The organism is Rhodococcus sp. T7, assembly GCF_009872365.1.
Lineage (GTDB): Bacteria > Actinomycetota > Actinomycetes > Mycobacteriales > Mycobacteriaceae > Rhodococcus_F.
In genome coordinates this window covers 33,345-51,516 of sequence record NZ_WXYH01000337.1, presented here as the reverse complement: position 1 = coordinate 51,516, position 18,172 = coordinate 33,345, and the positions used below count along the sequence as shown (strand labels likewise).

General features: G+C 66.7%; 17 protein-coding genes, 1 tRNA gene and 1 pseudogene. 14 read left to right on the top strand and 5 right to left on the bottom strand.

All coding sequences use genetic code 11. The features are described 5' to 3' along the window. Positions 1-106: 106 nt before the first annotated feature. The 12 genes and pseudogenes from MLGJGCBP_RS31105 (at position 107) to MLGJGCBP_RS31050 (ending at position 10,597) form a co-directional block, all read left to right on the top strand. Complete coding sequence (locus MLGJGCBP_RS31105; RefSeq protein ID WP_442972133.1) at positions 107-1,462, top strand: HNH endonuclease signature motif containing protein; 1,356 nt, start codon at positions 107-109, stop codon at positions 1,460-1,462. Positions 1,463-1,559: 97 nt separating this feature from the next. After that, on the top strand, positions 1,560-1,898 hold the full coding sequence (locus MLGJGCBP_RS31100) for a hypothetical protein (RefSeq protein ID WP_328799644.1): 339 nt from the start codon (positions 1,560-1,562) through the stop codon (positions 1,896-1,898). Continuing rightward, positions 1,895-2,491: a DUF3558 domain-containing protein gene (locus tag MLGJGCBP_RS31095; RefSeq protein WP_160100498.1), complete on the top strand. Its 597-nt coding sequence runs from the start codon at positions 1,895-1,897 to the stop codon at positions 2,489-2,491. The genes MLGJGCBP_RS31100 and MLGJGCBP_RS31095 overlap by 4 nt, the downstream gene beginning before the upstream one ends. Positions 2,492-2,494: 3 nt before the next feature. Further along, the gene (locus MLGJGCBP_RS31090; protein ID WP_160100496.1) at positions 2,495-3,850 is read left to right on the top strand and encodes a hypothetical protein; all 1,356 of its coding nucleotides are present in this window, start codon (positions 2,495-2,497) and stop codon (positions 3,848-3,850) included. Then, positions 3,847-4,608: an ESX secretion-associated protein EspG gene (locus MLGJGCBP_RS31085; protein WP_160100494.1), complete on the top strand. Its 762-nt coding sequence runs from the start codon at positions 3,847-3,849 to the stop codon at positions 4,606-4,608. The genes MLGJGCBP_RS31090 and MLGJGCBP_RS31085 overlap by 4 nt, the downstream gene beginning before the upstream one ends. A 16-nt stretch (positions 4,609-4,624) precedes the next feature. Further along, a complete protein-coding gene (locus MLGJGCBP_RS31080) occupies positions 4,625-5,098 on the top strand; it encodes a DUF309 domain-containing protein (protein ID WP_160100492.1) in 474 nt (157 codons plus the stop codon). Then, positions 5,098-5,736 carry an LON peptidase substrate-binding domain-containing protein gene (locus tag MLGJGCBP_RS31075; protein ID WP_160100490.1) on the top strand — a complete coding sequence of 213 codons (639 nt, stop codon included), beginning with the start codon at positions 5,098-5,100 and terminating at the stop codon, positions 5,734-5,736. The genes MLGJGCBP_RS31080 and MLGJGCBP_RS31075 overlap by 1 nt, the downstream gene beginning before the upstream one ends. 61 nt (positions 5,737-5,797) lie before the next feature. Continuing rightward, positions 5,798-5,874, top strand: a tRNA-Met gene (locus tag MLGJGCBP_RS31070). A 104-nt stretch (positions 5,875-5,978) separates the two neighbouring features. Further along, the gene (locus MLGJGCBP_RS31065) at positions 5,979-7,202 is read left to right on the top strand and encodes a cytochrome P450 (RefSeq protein ID WP_160100488.1); all 1,224 of its coding nucleotides are present in this window, start codon (positions 5,979-5,981) and stop codon (positions 7,200-7,202) included. Positions 7,203-7,235: 33 nt separating this feature from the next. Then, positions 7,236-8,833 (top strand): annotated as a pseudogene (locus tag MLGJGCBP_RS31060) (phytoene desaturase family protein). 70 nt (positions 8,834-8,903) lie between these two features. Beyond that, entirely contained in the window at positions 8,904-9,743 is an 840-nt protein-coding gene (locus tag MLGJGCBP_RS31055; protein WP_160100486.1) for an alpha/beta hydrolase, read from the top strand. A 50-nt stretch (positions 9,744-9,793) separates the two neighbouring features. Further along, positions 9,794-10,597, top strand: a complete 804-nt coding sequence (locus tag MLGJGCBP_RS31050; protein WP_160100484.1) for a transglutaminase-like domain-containing protein — start codon at positions 9,794-9,796, stop codon at positions 10,595-10,597. Between the two features lie 4 nt (positions 10,598-10,601). On the opposite strand, the gene MLGJGCBP_RS31045 is transcribed toward MLGJGCBP_RS31050, so the two are convergent. Continuing rightward, complete coding sequence (locus tag MLGJGCBP_RS31045) at positions 10,602-10,982, bottom strand: MarR family winged helix-turn-helix transcriptional regulator (RefSeq protein WP_160100482.1); 381 nt, start codon at positions 10,980-10,982, stop codon at positions 10,602-10,604. A 64-nt stretch (positions 10,983-11,046) separates the two neighbouring features. On the opposite strand from MLGJGCBP_RS31045, the gene MLGJGCBP_RS31040 reads away from it, so the two are divergent. Continuing rightward, on the top strand, positions 11,047-12,543 hold the full coding sequence (locus MLGJGCBP_RS31040) for an MFS transporter (RefSeq protein ID WP_160100480.1): 1,497 nt from the start codon (positions 11,047-11,049) through the stop codon (positions 12,541-12,543). 1 nt (position 12,544) lies between these two features. Here the strand turns inward: MLGJGCBP_RS31040 and MLGJGCBP_RS31035 are convergent, their stop codons facing one another. The 3 genes from MLGJGCBP_RS31035 to MLGJGCBP_RS31025 all read right to left on the bottom strand — a co-directional run bounded on the left by MLGJGCBP_RS31035 (position 12,545) and on the right by MLGJGCBP_RS31025 (position 15,656). Further along, positions 12,545-13,516, bottom strand: a complete 972-nt coding sequence (locus MLGJGCBP_RS31035; RefSeq protein WP_160100478.1) for an alpha/beta hydrolase — start codon at positions 13,514-13,516, stop codon at positions 12,545-12,547. Positions 13,517-13,676: 160 nt separating this feature from the next. Further along, entirely contained in the window at positions 13,677-14,228 is a 552-nt protein-coding gene (locus MLGJGCBP_RS31030; protein ID WP_160100476.1) for a gluconokinase, read from the bottom strand. A 33-nt stretch (positions 14,229-14,261) separates the two neighbouring features. Beyond that, entirely contained in the window at positions 14,262-15,656 is a 1,395-nt protein-coding gene (locus tag MLGJGCBP_RS31025; protein WP_160100474.1) for a GntP family permease, read from the bottom strand. 167 nt (positions 15,657-15,823) lie between these two features. Here MLGJGCBP_RS31025 and MLGJGCBP_RS31020 point away from each other — a divergent pair, with 167 nt between their 5' ends. Then, positions 15,824-16,555 carry a FadR/GntR family transcriptional regulator gene (locus MLGJGCBP_RS31020; protein ID WP_087559154.1) on the top strand — a complete coding sequence of 244 codons (732 nt, stop codon included), beginning with the start codon at positions 15,824-15,826 and terminating at the stop codon, positions 16,553-16,555. Positions 16,556-16,592: 37 nt separating this feature from the next. On the opposite strand, the gene MLGJGCBP_RS31015 is transcribed toward MLGJGCBP_RS31020, so the two are convergent. Continuing rightward, positions 16,593-18,044, bottom strand: a complete 1,452-nt coding sequence (locus tag MLGJGCBP_RS31015; protein ID WP_160100472.1) for a sugar porter family MFS transporter — start codon at positions 18,042-18,044, stop codon at positions 16,593-16,595. Positions 18,045-18,172: the final 128 nt, after the last annotated feature.

The window sequence follows — 18,172 nt, the reverse complement described above, 5'->3', positions numbered from 1 at the left end:
CGCCGAACGCTGCGTCCAACAACACAACCCACCCTGAACAGCAGAAATGACGCCCACACAAACCTCAGGAGCGCCACATACGTTCGATTCGGGGGATTCGACAAACATGGGGGTCGGGGTGGATGCTGGGGCGATCATCGCGTTTCTGGCCGAGTTGCCGGAACTCGATCGGGATATCGACGATGCGATGCGCATCGATGTACTCCGCGCACTGGAAGAAGTGAAGGCCGCCTGCGCCGGCGTGCAGGCCCGGGTGACCGCAGACCTCGACGCCTCCATCCGAGCTGAACGAGCCAACCGCAATGTGCCGCTGCCGCAGCGAGGGCGCGGCATCGCCAACCAGGTGGCGCTGGCACGACGGGACTCACCATTTCGCGGTGGTCGCCACCTCGGCATGGCCACCGCGCTCGCCCACGAGATGCCCTGCACTTTGGCGCTGCTCGAACGCGGGTTGCTCAGCGAATGGCGAGCGACAATCCTGGTCCGCGAAACGGCATGCCTGACCCGGGACGATCGCACGGCACTCGATTACCTGCTGTGCGGTGACGCGGCCACACTGGACGGGCTCGGCGACGGGGCGGTGTGCGCGAAAGTCCGCGCGGCCGCCGCAGAGGTCGACGCCGAGGCTGTGGTGCGACGGGCCCGCAAAGCCGTGTCGGATCGGCGGGTCACCTCCCGTCCGGCCCCGGACACCATGGCCTACGTCAGCGCCCTGCTGCCGGTCGCGGAAGGCGTGGCAGTGCACGCCACCCTCGCACGTGACGCCGATTCGATTCTCGCTGCCGGCGACGAACGCACGCGGTCGCAGATCATGGCCGATCTCCTCGTGTCCCGGGTCACGGGCACGCACCACACGGCGACGACACCGCCGATCACCGTGAACCTGGTGATCTCCGACCGTGCCCTCCTCGACAGCGGATCCGAACCCGCCTACGTGCAGGGATACGGTCCCGTTCCCGCCGAACTGGCGGGGCACTGGATTTCCGAGGCAGTCCAGGCCGCGATCGATCCGGCCACCGGGAATGCGACGCGGGTGAACCTGCGCCGTCTGTACGCCAACCCGCAGTCGGGAGCGCTGACCGCGACTGAGTCCCAGGCCCGCTGCTTCCCCGCCGGGTTGGCGAGGCTGATCGATCTACGCGATCGCACCTGCCGGACACCGTGGTGCGATGCCCCGATCCGGCACCACGACCACATCCGACCCCGCGAATCCGAGGGTCCGACCACCGCGCACAACGGCGCCGGGCTGTGTGCAGCCTGCAACTACGCTAAACAAGGCGCAGGATGGCACGCCACCCCTCGCCAGCGGCCCGGAGGACTGCACCAGATCGAGGTCTACACCCCCACCGGACACCGGTACCGGTCGACGGCACCACCACTACCGAAACCATTGCCATTCCGCGAAGTTCAGACCGACTCACCCGTCGAGCGCATCCTCATCGAATTCCTCAACGCAGCCTGAACATTGCAGCGCCGCGCACTAGACCGAGTGACACACCCGTGCGGTAGCATCTCCGCACGCGGCCGAGGGGGTCCTGTCGAGCACTGGGGGGATGGGAATGAGCAAAACACTGCGTCTGGAGGATGACGCAATCGAGAAGTGTGTCGGTGTCTGCGACGAGATGCTCGAGCAATTGGACGATGCACTGAAGAAGGCAAGTCGGCTCGATAGAGTCTCGGGATTTGGGGGATTCACGTCCGCCGTCGAGCTGCAAGATGGATACCAGCAGAAGTTCTCAGGGGGCGAGGGCTCAGGGTCGTTCACAGAACGCTTGAATCAGTTCCGTCTCGCGATCGAGCTCATGAGGCAGACATTCGCCGAAGGCGGACAGGCCTTCGGCGACGCCGACAGTGCAATCCGGCAAGCGCTTGGTTCGATCCAAGGAGGTCTTGAATGACGCGTCGCTCAAGCCTCCGGTCTCTTATTGCACTTACGACCGTCATCCTCGCTGGATGCAGCACTGAGCAGATAGACGGGCAATCGAATCCTGAGTCGACCCCCGCGTCGAGCGCTGTCCGCCTTCCACGGCATGTGGATCACTCGGATCGACCGCAGGTTCATTTTGACCCATGCCTCGATATTCCCGACTCAGCAATTGTGGAAGCCGGATTCGACCCGGCGAGCGAAGAGAACGCCGACTTCACGCCTGATGAATACACCTTCCTCGGATGCACGTATGACACACCGCAACGGCTCTACGGGTTGAACGTACTTTCCGGGAACATTTCGTTCGAAGAAGAGCGCCAGAAGGTGCAAACAACCCAGAAGAACACAAGACCGATCGAGATCAACGGTCGACCCGCACTACTTGAATTCGACTCCGGTAAGCCGGATGTATGTGCGATATCCATGGAAACGTCGTCCGGTTTCGTGATTATCGACCGCAACCTTTTCAAGGGAACGGGAGCACATACTCCCGAATCCGAATGGTGCGCCGGATTGGAAGACACCGCCCGAATCTTCGAGCGCTACATTCCGAAGGAGGGCTAAGCCGTGCCGCCCAACGATGTTGTGTCCGCGATCCTCGACTCGATAAGTCCGAATGGCGCAGGCGAGCAACGCCGCGCAGGCCTGCAGAACTCGGCGGACAAGCTGACCGCAGGATCGGGAACAGACGACCCGTATATCCGGACCATGGAGAGTTTCCACGGTATGGATCACGAAGAGATGTACGCAAAAGTCCAAACCATGGTGCCCGACGCCATCGGTGAACTCGCCCAAGCCTGCCACAGCATCTCGAATTCGCTTCCTCTTGCATTCGGCTTCGCGATTCTTCGTAACACGATTTCCGAACGTTGGGAGGGTGCCGCGGCGGACGCCGCGGCACAGGCGACCGAGAAACTCGCTGCAACGAGTGGTCAGTTGACATCGAGTATCGCGGCAATCGCCGTCAAGCTCGACATCCTGAGCAGTGCGGCTGCGGAGGTGAAAGCCTCTGTGCCTCAGCCGGCTAGTACCGAAGGTGTCCTGTCTCAACTCCCGCTGAGTCCGCTCGCGGCCGAAAGGTCCGAGACCGAGAGGGAAGCTGCACGTCTCGAGGCGGTTCGGAGGTTGGAAGCGATCTACGTGCCGAACTACCGGGATGTCGGCACGAACGTCCCGCAGTTGCCGGAGCCCTACACCCCATCTGGCGACGGTTCCGGCTCCGGTGGCGTGCCGAGTACGTACGGAACGGTGCCACAGGGTTCGAACCCCTGGAGCGCATCCGACAGCAATACCTCCACTGCGTCGGGGAATGGCGATACGTCTGTGAACGGCGAGACCCTCGGGGACGCGGAGTCCGCGGGGGATGATGCGTCGACCACGTCTGCAGCGAATGCCGGAGCCGCTGCCAATCAGGCCGCCGCAAATCAGGGCGCCGGTGCCAACGCCGGATCCGGTTCGGCCGCACAGACTGCGGCTGCGAATGCGCAGAACGCTGCTGGTGCGGGTTCGCAGGGCAGCGGCACGGGCGGCGCGGGTTATGGCGGGGTCGGCGGTAGTGGGAGGTCCGGTGCCGGCGGCTCGGGCGTCGGAGGTTCGGCGCCGAGCACGCGCAGGAAGAACGACAAACGCGACTCCGAGTCCAACTCAGGCGGTGTGGTTCCAGGTGGTCCGATCCCTTCGGGTGGTGCCGCAGCAGGGGCCGGCGCGGCTGCCGCTGCCGCAGCGGCGACACCGGTGAAGCCGAGCATGAGCCGTCCTGGAATGGGTATGGCACCCGGCATGATGGGTTCGCCCGGCCGGGCAGGCGGACATGGGGAGGGTGACACGGAGCATCAGACGCCGAGCTACCTCATCACCGTCGACAACGGTAACGAACTGATCGGCAAACTCGACCCCGTGGCACCGCCGGTGATCGGCGCATGAACTGGCGGCTGACGTCAGCCCAATTCATGTTCCTTTGGGAGGCAACCGATCTCGACCGGATGCCGTACCCACTGAAGTACCGGTCCGCGGCCGCGACGGAAGACCGGTATGCGATCCAGCAACGTGAACTGGAGCAGTGGCGTTCCACGCTCGACGAGCCGAAACTGGTCGCGGCGATCCAGGCGCTGCGGTACCCGCAAGTGTCGGTCACGGTGCTCGCCCCCTCCCCCGAACTCGACTCCGGGATTCGGCGGAGGGGCAGCATCCGTGGCCGGCTCGCCGTCGTCGCCGAACAACTCCGCGGCGAACCGGGCCGCGGCGACATCCGGATCGACGCGGGCGCCGAGAACGTCGACGGGTTCACCGCCCGACTTCTGGACGACCTGCCCGACTGCGCTCCCGGACGAACCGCGTCGCTGACCGCGCACCCCGACGACGTCCAGAACCGAGGCATCGGCACTTCTGTCCTGCAGAATGCCCGAGCCTCCGACGGCGCTCGTCTGCGAGCGATCGTCGGCCGCCCGCGGACCGGGATCGGGTACATCTGCATCCGCGGTGCGCGCAGCGGACTCGACGAGCCGGTTCTGGGTGAACTGACCTGGATCGACGTGGAATCGGATGGCCGCTACCTCTACCACCAGGACGACCGTGTTCACCTGCGGTCGGCGACGGTCCGGATGGTTCGCGACGAGCTGTCGACACGAGTGGCTGCGGCCCTTGCCAACACCTCTGCCAACCCTTCGCCGACCCGCGGCTGAGCGTTACCCTTGTCCCATGACCGATCGGGACAGGGACGGGACGGGCAAGCCGCTCAATGCACGCCCCCGCGACGAGCTCGGCCGGCCCCTGCCCCACGACGCCGAGGGTGTGCCGCGCGTCCCCGACGACCTGCGGTTACCGCCCGACGAGGCGATCACCGAGGCTCAGCGGCTATTCGACCACGGCATGCCGTTCCACGCCCACGAAATCCTCGAGGGAACGTGGAAGATCGCCCCCGAGGACGAGCGGGAACTGTGGCAGGGGCTCGCGCAGCTCGCGGTGGGGCTCACCCACCTGATGCGGGGCAACAAGACCGGTGCGCGGTCGCTGCTGCGCCAGGGCCACGACCGGATCCGGCATTACGAGGTGGAGGCGCCACACGGCCTCGACATCGCCGGCCTCCTGACGTGGTCGGAACACCTGACGGACGAGATCGATCGCGTCGACCCGTTGCCGGCGACGCCCGTACCCCGATTGAGAATCCCCTGATGACTCTGCTTCCCATGTTCCCGCTGGGCTCGACGATGCTGCCCGGGCAGCAGCTCCCCCTCCACGTCTTCGAACCCCGCTACCAAGAACTGGTCCGCGACTGCCTGGACGCACCGGACGGTCCCCGGTTCGGGGTGGTCCTCATTGCCCGCGGCAAAGAGGTGGGCGGCGGCGACGTGCGCCACGATGTGGGCACGATCGCGCGGATCGAGTCCCACGCGTCGATCGGCGACGGCCGGTACGAGTTGTTCTGCCGCACCGAGGAACGCATCAAGGTGTCGAAGTGGTTGCCGGACAATCCGTATCCGATCGCCGAGGTGGATGTGTGGCCGGATGAGAACACCGGCACCCAGACGGCGGATTACGAATTCCCGTCGCTGATCGAGAGACTCGAATTCCTGTACGGCCTCCTCCGCCGTCTCGCGACGGAGACGGGAAACGTCCCGCCCGACGTTCCGGTCATCGGCGGGTTCCGCGGGTCGCTCGGTACGAGGCTGTACGAGATCGCCACCTACATTCCGATGGGTGACGCCGACCGCCTGCAGATTCTCGCGGCGGCCGGCGCGGACGAGCGCCTGCGGGAGGTGTCCGAGGCGATCGAGAACGCCATCGAAATGGTCCAGTTCCGGCTGATGTGACCTAGCCCTCCCCGGGGTTGGTCAAGAGCACTCCGGGAAGGGTGTAGTGTTGTCAATGCAACGCGGGGTGGAGCAGCTCGGTAGCTCGCTGGGCTCATAACCCAGAGGTCGCAGGTTCAAATCCTGTCCCCGCTACCAAGTGGAAACGGCTCCGGAGATTCAATTCTCCGGGGCCGTTTTCGTTGTCCCCACATCCTCCTGGGCTAGAACGTATTCTCGTACGTGAGGCCTCAGGAGGGACCGTGCAGCTCGCCGACGTCGATCTCTACAACCCGGACACCTTCGTGCAGGGCGTGCCCCACGAGATGTTTGCCACGTTGCGGCGGGAGGCCCCCGTCTACCGGCATCTCGACGACCGCGGCGACCCCTTCTGGTGCGTCACCCGGCACTCCGACATCGTGACGGTGAACCGGGACGCCGAGACGTATTCGTCGTGGCGGGGCGCCACCTACATCGACGATCTGGCCCCCGACGACCTGGCGGGCCAGCAGTTGATGATGCTGAATATGGATCCACCGGACCACACGGCGCTGCGGAAGATCGTCAGCAAGGGCTTCACGCCCCGCCGCATCGGTCAGCTGCACAAAATTCTCGCGCAGCGCGCCACGAGCATCGTCGACGCGGTGATCGAGCGCGGCGAGTGCGACTTCGTCGTCGACGTCGCGTCCGAACTGCCGCTGCAGGCGATCGCCGATTTCCTGGGCGTGCCCCAGGAGGACCGCAAGCTGATCTTCGACCTGACGAATCAGATGATCGGCTCGTCCGATCCCGAATTCCACCTCGAGGAAGGTCAGGAACGCGCGGCGGCCGGCCAGATGTTCGCCTACAGCCTCGCGATGTTCGAGGACCGCAAGCGGCACCCGCGCGACGACATCGCGACCGCTCTCATCCAGGCCGACGTGCACGGCGAGAAGCTCGGCGAACTCGATTTCAACATGTTCTTCATGCTGCTCGCGGTCGCAGGCAACGAGACCACCCGCAACGCCATCTCGCACACCCAGCTGGCGCTGATGGAGCATCCCGAGGAGCGCCGCAAGGTGCTCGAGGATCCGTCGAAGCTCGACGCCCTGATCGAGGAGGGGTTGCGGTGGGCCACACCGGTGATGCAGTTCCGCCGGACCGCGACCAGGGACACGGTGCTGCACGACGTCGAGATCGCCGAGGGCGACCGCGTGGTCATCTGGCACATGTCGGGGAACCGTGACGAGGCGGTGTTCGACGATCCGTATACGTTCGACATCGACCGGCCCACCGGCCACTTCTCGCAGCACATCGCGTTCGGCGGCGGCGGTCACCATTTCTGCCTCGGCGCCAACCTCGCTCGCGCCGAAATGAAGGTGATGCTGAGTGAGATTCTGCGTCGGATGCCCGACATGGAGCAGACGGCGCCTGCCCAGCGGCTGCGATCCAACTTCATCAACGGGCTGAAGCACCTTCCGGTGACGTTCACACCGTCGTCCCTCTGAGCGGAGCGCCGTCTTTTCTGACAGCCTGGTCGGGTGAGCAACGTCGACGCAGTGGTCATCGGATCCGGTCCCAACGGGCTCGTCGCGGCCGCGACACTCGCCGATGCGGGCTGGGATGTCGCGGTCGTGGAGGCGCAGCCGACACCCGGCGGTGCGGTGAGGTCTGCCGAACTCGTCCCCGGCTTCACGTCGGACCTGTTCAGCGCGTTCTATCCCCTGTCGACCGTGTCCCCCGCAATCCGCGGGCTGGACCTCGAATCGCACGGGCTGCGGTGGAGTCGCGCGCCTCACGCGGTCGGGCACGCCCGCTCGACCTCCGACGAGGACGCGCCGGTGATTCATCCCGACCCGGCTGACACGGCCGCCGACCTCGAACGCAGGCAACCCGGAGACGGCGTCGCGTGGACGGCGCTGGTCGAGCAGTGGCACCACATCAAGGAACCGCTGCTGAGCACCCTGTTCAGCCCCTTCCCACCGGTGCGCGGCCCGAGCGCCCTGTTGCGCAGACTGGGCACCGCCGAGTCGCTGAGGGTGGCCCGATTCCTGCTCCTGCCTGCGCGGCGGATGGCGCACGAACTGTTCCGCGGCGAGGCGGCACGACTCCTGTTGCTGGGCACGCGATGCACGCCGACACGCCTCCGGACGCACCGGGCAGCGGCGTCATGGGGTACATCCTGACAATGCTCGCCCAGGGCGGCGGGTACCCGGTCCCGGTGGGCGGCGCCGGCGAGTTGTCGGCCGCGATGGTACGCCGGGCCGAGCACGCGGGCGCACATTTCCATTACGGCGACGCGGTGACCGGGATCGAGGTTCGGTCGGGTCGCGCCGTCGGCGTGCGGACAGCGTCGGGTGCGCGCTACACGGCACGCCGGGCGGTGATCGCCGACGTCTCGGCACCCGCGCTGTACGGGTCGCTGCTTCCGGACCACGCCGTCCCCGCCCGCGTGCGCGCCGACCTCGAGCATTTCGAGTGGGACACGCCGGTATTGAAGGTCAATTACGCCTTGTCGCAGAAGATTCCGTGGCGTTCGCCCAGCCTGGGCGGTGCGGGGACCGTCCACCTGGGCGCCGACGACAACGGCCTCGTCCGCTGGATGGCCGACCTGACCACCGGCACCGTCCCGACCAGCCCGTTCCTGCTGTTCGGGCAGATGACGACCGCCGATCCCAGCAGGTCACCGGAGGGCACCGAAAGCGCCTGGGCATATACACATCTGCCGCGCGACATCACCGACAACGCGTCCGCCGATCTGCTGGCCGCGCGGGTCGACGACGTCCTCGAGGCGCACGCACCGGGTTTCGCGGAGCGGGTCGTCGGGCGCGTCGTCCAGCGCCCGTCGGACCTCGAGGCGGCCGACGCGAATCTGGTGGGCGGCGCCGTCAACGGAGGGACTGCGCAACTCCATCAGCAGTTGGTCTTCCGGCCGGGGCCCGGCATCTCCCGCTCGGAAACCCCCGTTCAGGGCCTGTACCTGGGCAGCGCCTCGGCGCACCCGGGTGGCGGTGTGCACGGGGTGTCGGGCCTGAATGCCGCCCGCGCCGCGCTCGGCGAGGACGGACCCCGCGGATGGCTGCGGCGGCGCACCTCCCGCGCCGTGATCGACCTGTTGTCGAAGGGACCGATCCCCTAATTTTCCGCTTGTCGGGGTACCTCACCGTGCGATGATCTGAGTCGTCGAATTCGGACCACGAAGGGGCATCATGCAGCATCGAGAATCGTCCTTCGCCGGCGTCGGTGGAATTCCCATCGTCTACGACGTGTGGCTCCCCGAGCGGCGCCCGCGGGGCGTGCTGGTGCTGTGCCACGGCTTCGGCGAGCACGCCCGACGCTACGACCACGTGATCGAGCGACTCGGCGAACTCGACCTCGCGATCTACGCGCCCGACCACCGCGGACACGGGCGGTCGGGCGGCAAACGGGTCCATCTGAAGGACTGGCGCGAATTCACCGACGACCTGCACCAGTTGTTCGGCATCGCGTCGACGGACTGGCCGGGCACCGACCGGTTCCTCCTCGGCCACAGCATGGGCGGTTCCATCGCACTGACGTACGCCCTCGACCACCAGCAGGATCTGAAGGCACTCATGCTGTCCGGACCCGCGGTCGACGTGACGAGCGGAACACCGCGCGTGGTGGTCGAGATCGGCAAGCTGGTGGGCCGCTTCCTCCCCGGAGTGCCCGTCGAGTCGCTCGACGCGAAGCTGGTGTCCCGCGATCCGGCGGTCGTGGCGGCCTACGAGGCGGATCCCCTCGTCCACCACGGGAAAGTGCCCGCGGGGATTGCGCGCGGAATGATTCTGGCTGCCGAACATCTGCCGGAGCGCCTGCCGTCGTTGAAAGTTCCCCTGCTGCTCCAGCACGGCCGGGACGACGGGCTCGCGAGCGTGCACGGCACGGAACTCATCGCGGAGTACGCCGGATCGGAGGATCTCACGGTGGAGATCTACGAAAACCTGTTCCACGAGGTGTTCAACGAACCGGAGAACGAGGAGGTACTCGACGATCTCGTCGAGTGGTTGCGGCCGCGCGTTCAGGCCTGACTCCGCCGGGGGATTCTGCACCCCCGGACGAGGGATGCCAGGATGGGCTGATGAAACGTCACGTCACCGCCACTCTGGACATCGAGGTCACCGACGCCACCAGTCTCGAATTCAAGATCGCGGTGGCCAGGACCCCCGGTTCGGAGCTGTCGGAGTCGCTGACGTTCACCCTCGACGGCAATCCGGTCGAGGCACGAGAGATGGTGGCGGAGCACGGCACTCGCGTCCACCTGCTGGACAGCCCCCGCGGCTCGCTGCACGTCGAGTACGCGGCTTCGGTTGTGGGCAAGGCCGATCCGCCTCCCGTCACCGACTACGACCTCTCGAAGTATCTGCGCCCGAGCCGATATGCCGAGGCGGACAAGTTCTTCGGTTTCACCGGCGGGGAGTTCAACCTGTCCAAGCCGCACCCGGAACTGCTGCAGGACATCACCACGTGGGTGGGGTCGCGGCTGCTGTACCAGGCGGGGTCGAGCAGATCCACCGACAGTGCCGTCGACACGATGCTGTCCGGGGCCGGGGTGTGCCGTGACTTCGCCCACCTCACGGTGGCACTCTTGCGGGCCGTCACCATCCCGGCACGACTGGCAGCGGTGTATGCGCCGGGGTGCGATCCGATGGACTTCCACGCCGTCGTCGAGGCGTTCGTCGATTCCGAGTGGCGGGTGGTCGACGCCACCCGACTGGCCCCGCGTTCGGCACTGCTGCGGATCGCGACGGGGCGCGACGCCGCGGACACCGCGTTCCTGGACAATCACGGCGGGGCGATCACGCTCGAGAACACGGTGGTGACCGCCGTCGTCGACGGCGAGTTCCCGTCCGACGACTACGCGACACCCACCTCGTTGACGTGACGAATCAGGTTGTTTCCGTAAGCCTTTCGGTGAGCACGCCCAACTGAATCTTCTTGGCGTCGGCGTGCACCTCGCGGCCGGCATCGGTAACGTCGACGAAGACGCCCCGCCGGTCCGCCTCGCACAGCGCCCTGGCGACCAGGCCCGCCTTTTCCAGCCGGGCCACACTCCGGGACAGCGCGCTGGGGCTGAGGTACATCTCGGCCGCCAGGTCCTGCATCCGTGGCCGGTCGCACGTGGCGTCCATCAGTCGGTCGAGCGTCTCGAAGTCGCTCATGCTCAGGCCGTGCGCGTGTTGCATCTCACGATCCAACTCGCAGGCGATCGAGTTGTATCTGCTCGCGAGCAGCCGCCACGTGTCGCGCAGGTCCGCTTCTGAGCTCATGATCCGCACCCTAGCGCGCGCACGAAAAACGTGCAAGCGAATTAAATGCAAACGAAATTAGTGCTTGCGCATTGATTGCACGTGCATCTACATTCTCCCTGTGACTATCAGCGACGCCACCCCGGACCTCGCCACCTCGTCGGGCGCCACCACCGCCCCGCCGACCGACCAGGCCTGGACTCCCCGCCTCTGGGGCGTCCTGGCCGTGCTGTGCCTCGTGATGTTTCTCGACGGTCTCGACGTCTCGATGGTGGGTGTTGCACTGCCCTCCATCGGAACCGAACTGGGGCTGTCGACCACCTCGCTGCAATGGATCATCAACGGATACGTCCTCGGATTCGGTGGTCTGCTGCTGCTGGGCGGACGCACCGCCGACCTCCTCGGACGCCGCCGCGTCTTCCTGATCGCGCTGACCGTGTTCGCGATCGCGTCCCTGGTCGGCGGACTCGTCGACGACGGCACGCTGCTCATCGCGAGCCGCTTCGTGAAAGGACTCGCCGCCGCGTTCACCGCGCCGACCGCGATGTCGATCCTCACCACCACGTTCAAGGAGGGGCCCGCCCGCAACCGGGCGTTGTCGATCTTCTCCGTCTTCGGAGCCAGCGGCTATTCGTCCGGCCTGATCCTGGGCGGGCTGCTGACCAGTGCCGGGTGGCGCTGGACGTTCCTGATGCCGGTGCCGTTCGCGGTGCTCGCCCTGGCCGCAGGCGCCGTCCTGATCCCCCGCGACCGTGCCGCCGACACCGGTGGCCACGACATCGTCGGAGCCGCGACGCTGGTGTCGGGCATGTTGCTCGCCGTCTACACCGTCGTGTCGGCGCCGGCCCGCGGCTGGGCCGATCCGCTCACGCTGGGATCGTTCGCACTGGCCGCTGCCCTGCTGGCGTCGTTCTTCGTCGTGGAGAACCGGGTGGCGCACCCGCTCGTTCGGCTGAGCATTCTGCGGGTCGGCTCGATCGTGCGGGCCAACCTCAGCATCGTCGCACTTTTCGGCTCCTACCTGAGCTTCCAGTTCATGATGACGATCTTCCTGCAGTCGGTGCTCGGATGGTCGCCGCTGGAGATGGCGCTGGGCCTCCTCCCCGCGGGCATCATCGTGGCCTTCGGGTCGCCGTTCGTCGGCCGCCTGATCGACGCGTTCGGCACCGCCCGGATGATCATCGCGGCACTCACCTCGCTGAGCCTCGGCTACCTGTGGTTCCTCTTCGCCGGGAGCGATCAGCCGAACTACACGGTCGCGATCCTGCCGAGCGTGATGCTGCTGGGCGTCGGCTTCGCGCTGGGCTTCACGTCGATCATGGCCCAGGCCACGTCGGGTGTCGACGACTCCGAGCAGGGGTTGGCGTCGGGACTCGTGCAGACGTCCGCGCAGGTCGGTGCCGCGCTCGTGCTGGCACTGACCACCGCGCTCGTCACCGCAGGCTCGCACACCGCCACCGGCATCAGCGGCGCCGGGTTCCACCAGTTCCACTCCGGCCTCGTGCTCGTCACGGGAGTCGCGCTGCTGGGACTGCTGATCACGGTGTCACCGCTGCTGCGCCGGGTGCTCAACCCCGCGTAGCTCAGGCCGAGTGCCGCTTCGACTCCGTGAGTGCGCGGGACGCGAAGTCGACGGTGAGCCCGATGATCGTGCGGCTTTCCCGCAGCACCTTGCCGATCACCGGGAACGCGTGGATCTGCCCACTCCAGATGTGGGTCTCGATCTGCCGGCCCTCCCGGTCGAACCGGTCGGTGAGGATCTCGACGTCGGGCCGCATGATCTCGTACTCGGCGGCGGTGAGGAAGACCGGCGGGAACAGTGCCGGATCCGCGTTCACGGGAGACTGGGCACCCGGAATCTGGTCGGGCCCGGCCAGCCAGCGGTCCTTCAGCTTCGCCACCTGCGACATCGGCAGGTACGCGTCGCGCTTCATGAAATCGGGGTCGTGATCCTCGAGGTCGAGGTTGAGCAGCGGCGAGTATCCGATGACGGCCGCGGGCCGGGTGATGCCCCGCAGTGCGGCGACTTCGGCGACCTTCATCGCGAGGTACCCGCCCGCCGAGTCCCCCGCGACGATCACGCGGGTGGGGTCGTCGCAGACCTTCAGCACCTCGGTGTAGGCGGTCATGGCGTCCACCAGCGACGCCCCGATCGCCCCCTTGGGAAGCTGCCGGTACTCGACCGACACGACGGGCGCACCCGACCGCGCGGCGAGCAGACCGCACAGCGCCCGGTGGGTGGCGAGCCCGCAGAACACGAATCCGCCGCCGTGGAAGTAGAGGATGGTGGCGCCGTCCATCGAGGTGACGGTGGGTCGCGGGTGGGTGATCTTCTCGCACGGCACCCCGCCGAGCGAGATCGCCTCGATGTCGAGCCCCTTCGGCTTGGGTAGCCGGTCGATGAGTTCGTCGAGGACCGCCAGCAGTTCGATGCCGCGGTCCGTCGTCGGCCAAATCGTGAACAGCGGTTTGACGAAAGCCCTGGCAAACCAGAACGTCATGCGCGCCCGCCGACTGACATCCCAGTGCCACACGATCGATCCTCGCGTTCGCATACTGCCCTCCGTTGTATCGGACGCTTGTCCAGCTCACTGGACACCCTAGGGCGATCCGGGTAGAAACGCACCCGCAACCCCCGAGACCTCACGCCACGGTAAGTCGAAGCCGCCCGTTACCGAGCGACTTCGACCGAATTTCCGTCCGATTACCGGAAGTTCACCGGCCGAGCCGCTGCTCCAGCCGAGCGATGATCTCCGTCGCCACCTGTGTCGGCGATCCACCCACGTCCACCACAATGGCGTCCTCGTCGGGCTCGATCGGCTCGAGCGTCGAAATCTGCGTGTCCAGCAACGACGGGGGCATGAAGTGATCCAGCCGGGCGGTCAGCCGTTCCCCGATCTGCACCCGCGACCCGGCGAGATGCACGAACACGACGTTGTCGCCGCGCAGGACGTCGCGGTAGCTGCGCTTGAGCGCGGAGCAGGTGATAACCCCGGGAAGACCGTTGTCGGTGTGGTCCCGGATCCATCCCGCGACGAGATCGAGCCACGGCCAGCGGTCCTCGTCGGTCAGCGGCTGCCCCGACGCCATCTTCGCGACATTCGCGGGCGGGTGGAGGGCGTCCCCCTCCTGCAGGTCCCAGCCCATCGCGCCGGCGATGATTCCCGCGACCGTCGACTTCCCGGACCCGGACACGCCCATCAGCACCAGGACGGGATCCGCGGTCTGCGGCGTGCGTCCTACGGGTTCGCGCGTACTCACGTGCATCTCACCAACCTCACTCGACATTCTCGACCCCCTTTAGATGAACACGCTCAGCGCCAGGACACCGGCCAGACCGGTGACGGAGATGATGCACTCCATCACCGTCCACGTCTTCAGGTTCTGCACCACCGTGACGCCGAGGTATTCCTTCACCAGCCAGAATCCCGCGTCGTTGACGTGCGACAGGAACAGCGAGCCGGAGCCGATCGCCAGCACCATCAGCGAAACGTGCGTGGACGTCAGCTCGGCGGCGACGGGCGCGAGGATGCCGGACGCGGTGACGGTCGCGACGGTGGCCGATCCGGTGGCGACCCGGATCAGCACGGCCACGAGCCAGGCGAGGAACAGAACCGGAAGGGCACTGCCCTTGATCGCTTCGGCGATCACGTCGGCGATGCCGGTGTCGATCAGGACCTGCTTGAATCCACCGCCTGCACCGACGATGAGGAGGATTCCGGCGATCGGGGGCAGCGAACTCTCCAGCGACGCCGCGATGGCCTTGCGGTCCATGCCACCGCCCCGGCCGAGGAGCAGCATCCCGGCGAGCACCGCGAGCGCGAGGGCCACGACGGGCGTTCCGAGGAAGTCGAGCAGCGCCTTCGCAGGCGACTCCGAGTCGGCGGCGACGACATCGGCGATTGCCTTGCCCAGCATCAGGACGACCGGGAGCAGGATGGCGCACAGGGTGGCCGCGAAGCTGGGGCGGCGACGCTCGGCGGCGGCTTCGGCGCCCACCCGCTCCTCGACGGTGACGTAGAGCTCGGGGACGGGCACGTCCACCCAACGGGCGGCCAGCTTGCTGAACAGCGGTCCGGCGACGATGACGGTGGGAATCGCGACGACGACGCCGAGCGCGAGGGTGAGTCCGAGGTTCGCATTGAGCGCCGCCACCGCGACCAGCGGCCCGGGGTGCGGCGGAACGAGACCGTGCATCGCCGACAGGCCCGCCAGGGTGGGGATCGCGATGCGCATCAGCGACAGCCCCGAACGGCGCGCGACGAGAATGATGACCGGCATCAGCAGCACGAGACCGATCTCGAAGAACATCGGCAGGCCGATCACCGCGCCGACCAGTGCCATCATCCAGGGCAACGTCCGCGGTCCGGCGCGCCCGACGAGGGTGTCGACGACTCGGTCGGCGCCACCCGAATCGGCGAGCAGCTTGCCGAACATGGCACCGAATCCGATCAGGATTCCGACGCTGCCCATCGTGGCGCCGAAGCCCTCGACGAACGATTTCACCGAGTCCGTGGCGCCGAGACCTGCGCCGATGCCAACGCCGACGGCGCCGATCGACAGCGCGAGGAACGGATGGAGTTTGAGCCAGGTGATCAGCGCGATGATGACGGCGACGCCGACGACGGCAGCCGTGATCAACTGCGCGTCGGTGCCGGCGCTGTCGGCCGCTGCGAGTAGTGACGCGGTACTCATTCTGTTGCTCCAGGGAGATCGGTGTTGGAATGACCGTTGTTCGTGACTCAGGTCACTCTGCCCTATAAACCATATGATTTCAAGGCCGATCTCCAATAAGTACTACTTAGAAGTCTGATCGGGCGCCAACGTGTGTTCAGCGGGGGCAAGCGTGGGACCATCGGCGGATGACCAACGCAGAGGGCGCCGAGTACCGGCAGTTGCACGAAACGGTGCTCGATCGGCTCGGCAGCGACATCGTGGCCGGAGTCCTGGCACCCGGCACCCGCATCTCCGCCGACGACGTGGTCACCCAGTACTCCGTCTCCCGCACCGTCGTCCGCGAGGTGGTCCGGGTTCTCGAATCCCTCGGACTCCTGGCCGTCCGTCGTCGTGTCGGGATCACCGTCCTCGGCGAGGAGCACTGGAATTCACTGGATCCGAGCGTGATTCGCTGGAAACTCGCCGGACCGCAGCGGTTCGAACAGCTTTCGAGCCTGAGCGAACTGCGGTCGGGCATCGAACCGCTCGCCGCGCGTCTCGCGGCGACACGGGCGACGCCGGAGCAGTGCGGGGCGCTCACGGCGGCCGTCATCGGAATGTCGTCGACGTCCCGTGCGGCGGACACGGACGCGTACCTGGCCCACGATTCCGACTTTCACCGCACCCTGCTGACCGCCTCCGGAAATCCCCTCCTGCGTGCGATGTCGCAGATCGTCGTGGAGGTGCTCGAGGGCCGCACCCGGCACTCGCTGATGCCGCATGTCGCGGAGACCGAAGCGATCCGCCTGCACGGCGTGGTGGCGTCGTCGATCCAGATGGGCGACGCCGACGCGGCGGAGGCGGCCATGCGCGCGATCGTCAGCGAATCCGCGACCGCCGTCGAGCAGATGAAGGACGACGAAGACACCCGCGAGTGAAATCCTCGCGGGTGTCCACGTCGTCGCGCTAAACGGTCTACACGACCGAATCGGAGTGCATGGCTTCGAGTTCCACGCCCTTCGTCTCCTTGACCCAGCGCAGCACGAAGACGAGTGACAGCACCGCGCACACGGCGTAGAAGCCGTACGAGATTCCGAGCGAGAAGTCCTTCATGGACGGGAACGTCACGGTGATCAGCCAGTTCGCCGCCCACTGGGCGCCCGCGGCGAGCGACAGCGCGGCGGCCCGGATGCGGTTGGGGAACGCCTCACCGAGCAGGACCCACACCACCGGGCCCCAGGACATTCCGAAGGCCACCACGAACAGGTTGGCGGCGACGAGCGCGATCGGGCCCTGCAGCCCGGTGAGCTGCGGCGTCGTGACACCGTTCACGACGGTGGTGGAGGCGGTTCCGAAGATGAACGCCATGGTCGCGAGCGTCACGGCCATGCCGGCGGAGCCGATGATGAGCAGCGGTCGACGGCCCACCCGGTCGATGTAGGCGATGGCGATGAGGGTGGTGGCGATGTTGACCACGGACGTGATGACCGTGATCTTCAGCGAGCTGCCCTCGTCGAAACCGACGGCCTGCCACAGGACACTCGAGTAGTAGAAGATCACGTTGATACCGACGAACTGCTGGAAGACCGAGAGTCCGATACCGATCCACACGATCGGCATCAGGCCGAATGCGGAGCCCTTCAGGTCGCGGATCGACGGCTGCGTCTCGCGGGCCAGCGTCGAACGGATGCTCTCGATCTTGAGGTCGAGGCCCTTCTCGCCGAGCAGGACCGCGAGGATGCCGCGGGCCTCGGCGATGCGCCCCTGAGCGATCAGGTAGCGGGGGGATTCGGGAATGGTCAGCGACAGCAGACCGTAGGCGAGTGCGGGCACACACATCGCGAGGAACATCCACCGCCACGCCTCGAGCCCGAACCAAAGTTCTTCCTGCGATCCGCCGGCGAGCGCGGCGAGGGCGTAGTCCACCAGGAGCGAGACGAAGATGCCGGTGACGATCGCGAGTTGCTGCAGCGACCCGAGACGTCCACGCACCCGGGCGGGCGAGATCTCGGCGATGTAGGCGGGTGCGATGACCGAGGCCAGGCCCACACCGATGCCGCCGACGATCCGGAACGTCACCAGCATCTCGACGTTGGTCGCGAATCCGGTGCCGATGGCGCTCAGGAGGAACATCACCGCAGCCGCCCGCATGGTGACGAGGCGACCGTAGCGGTCGGCGATCCGCCCGGCCAGCATCGCTCCTGCCGCGGCACCGAGCAGTGCCGAGGCGATCGCGAATCCGAGGAGTGCGGACTCGACCTGGAACTTGCCCTCGATCGCCGACACGGCGCCGTTGATCACTGCGCTGTCGTAGCCGAACAGTAGGCCGCCGAGTGCGGCGACGGCCGCGATCCGGACGGGAACCGAAGTGCCCTCTGCGGTGTCGCCGGGCGCTTCCGCGCCGGGCAACAGGACGTGTTCAGTCATGGGACTCCTCGTGAGCAAGGGGTGATCGAGACTCGGATCGAGCCGAGGCCTACGCAGAGTGCGCAGTCGTTGTGGTGTGGAACACAGTAGGCAACGAAACCACGAATCGTCAAGACATGAACATACAA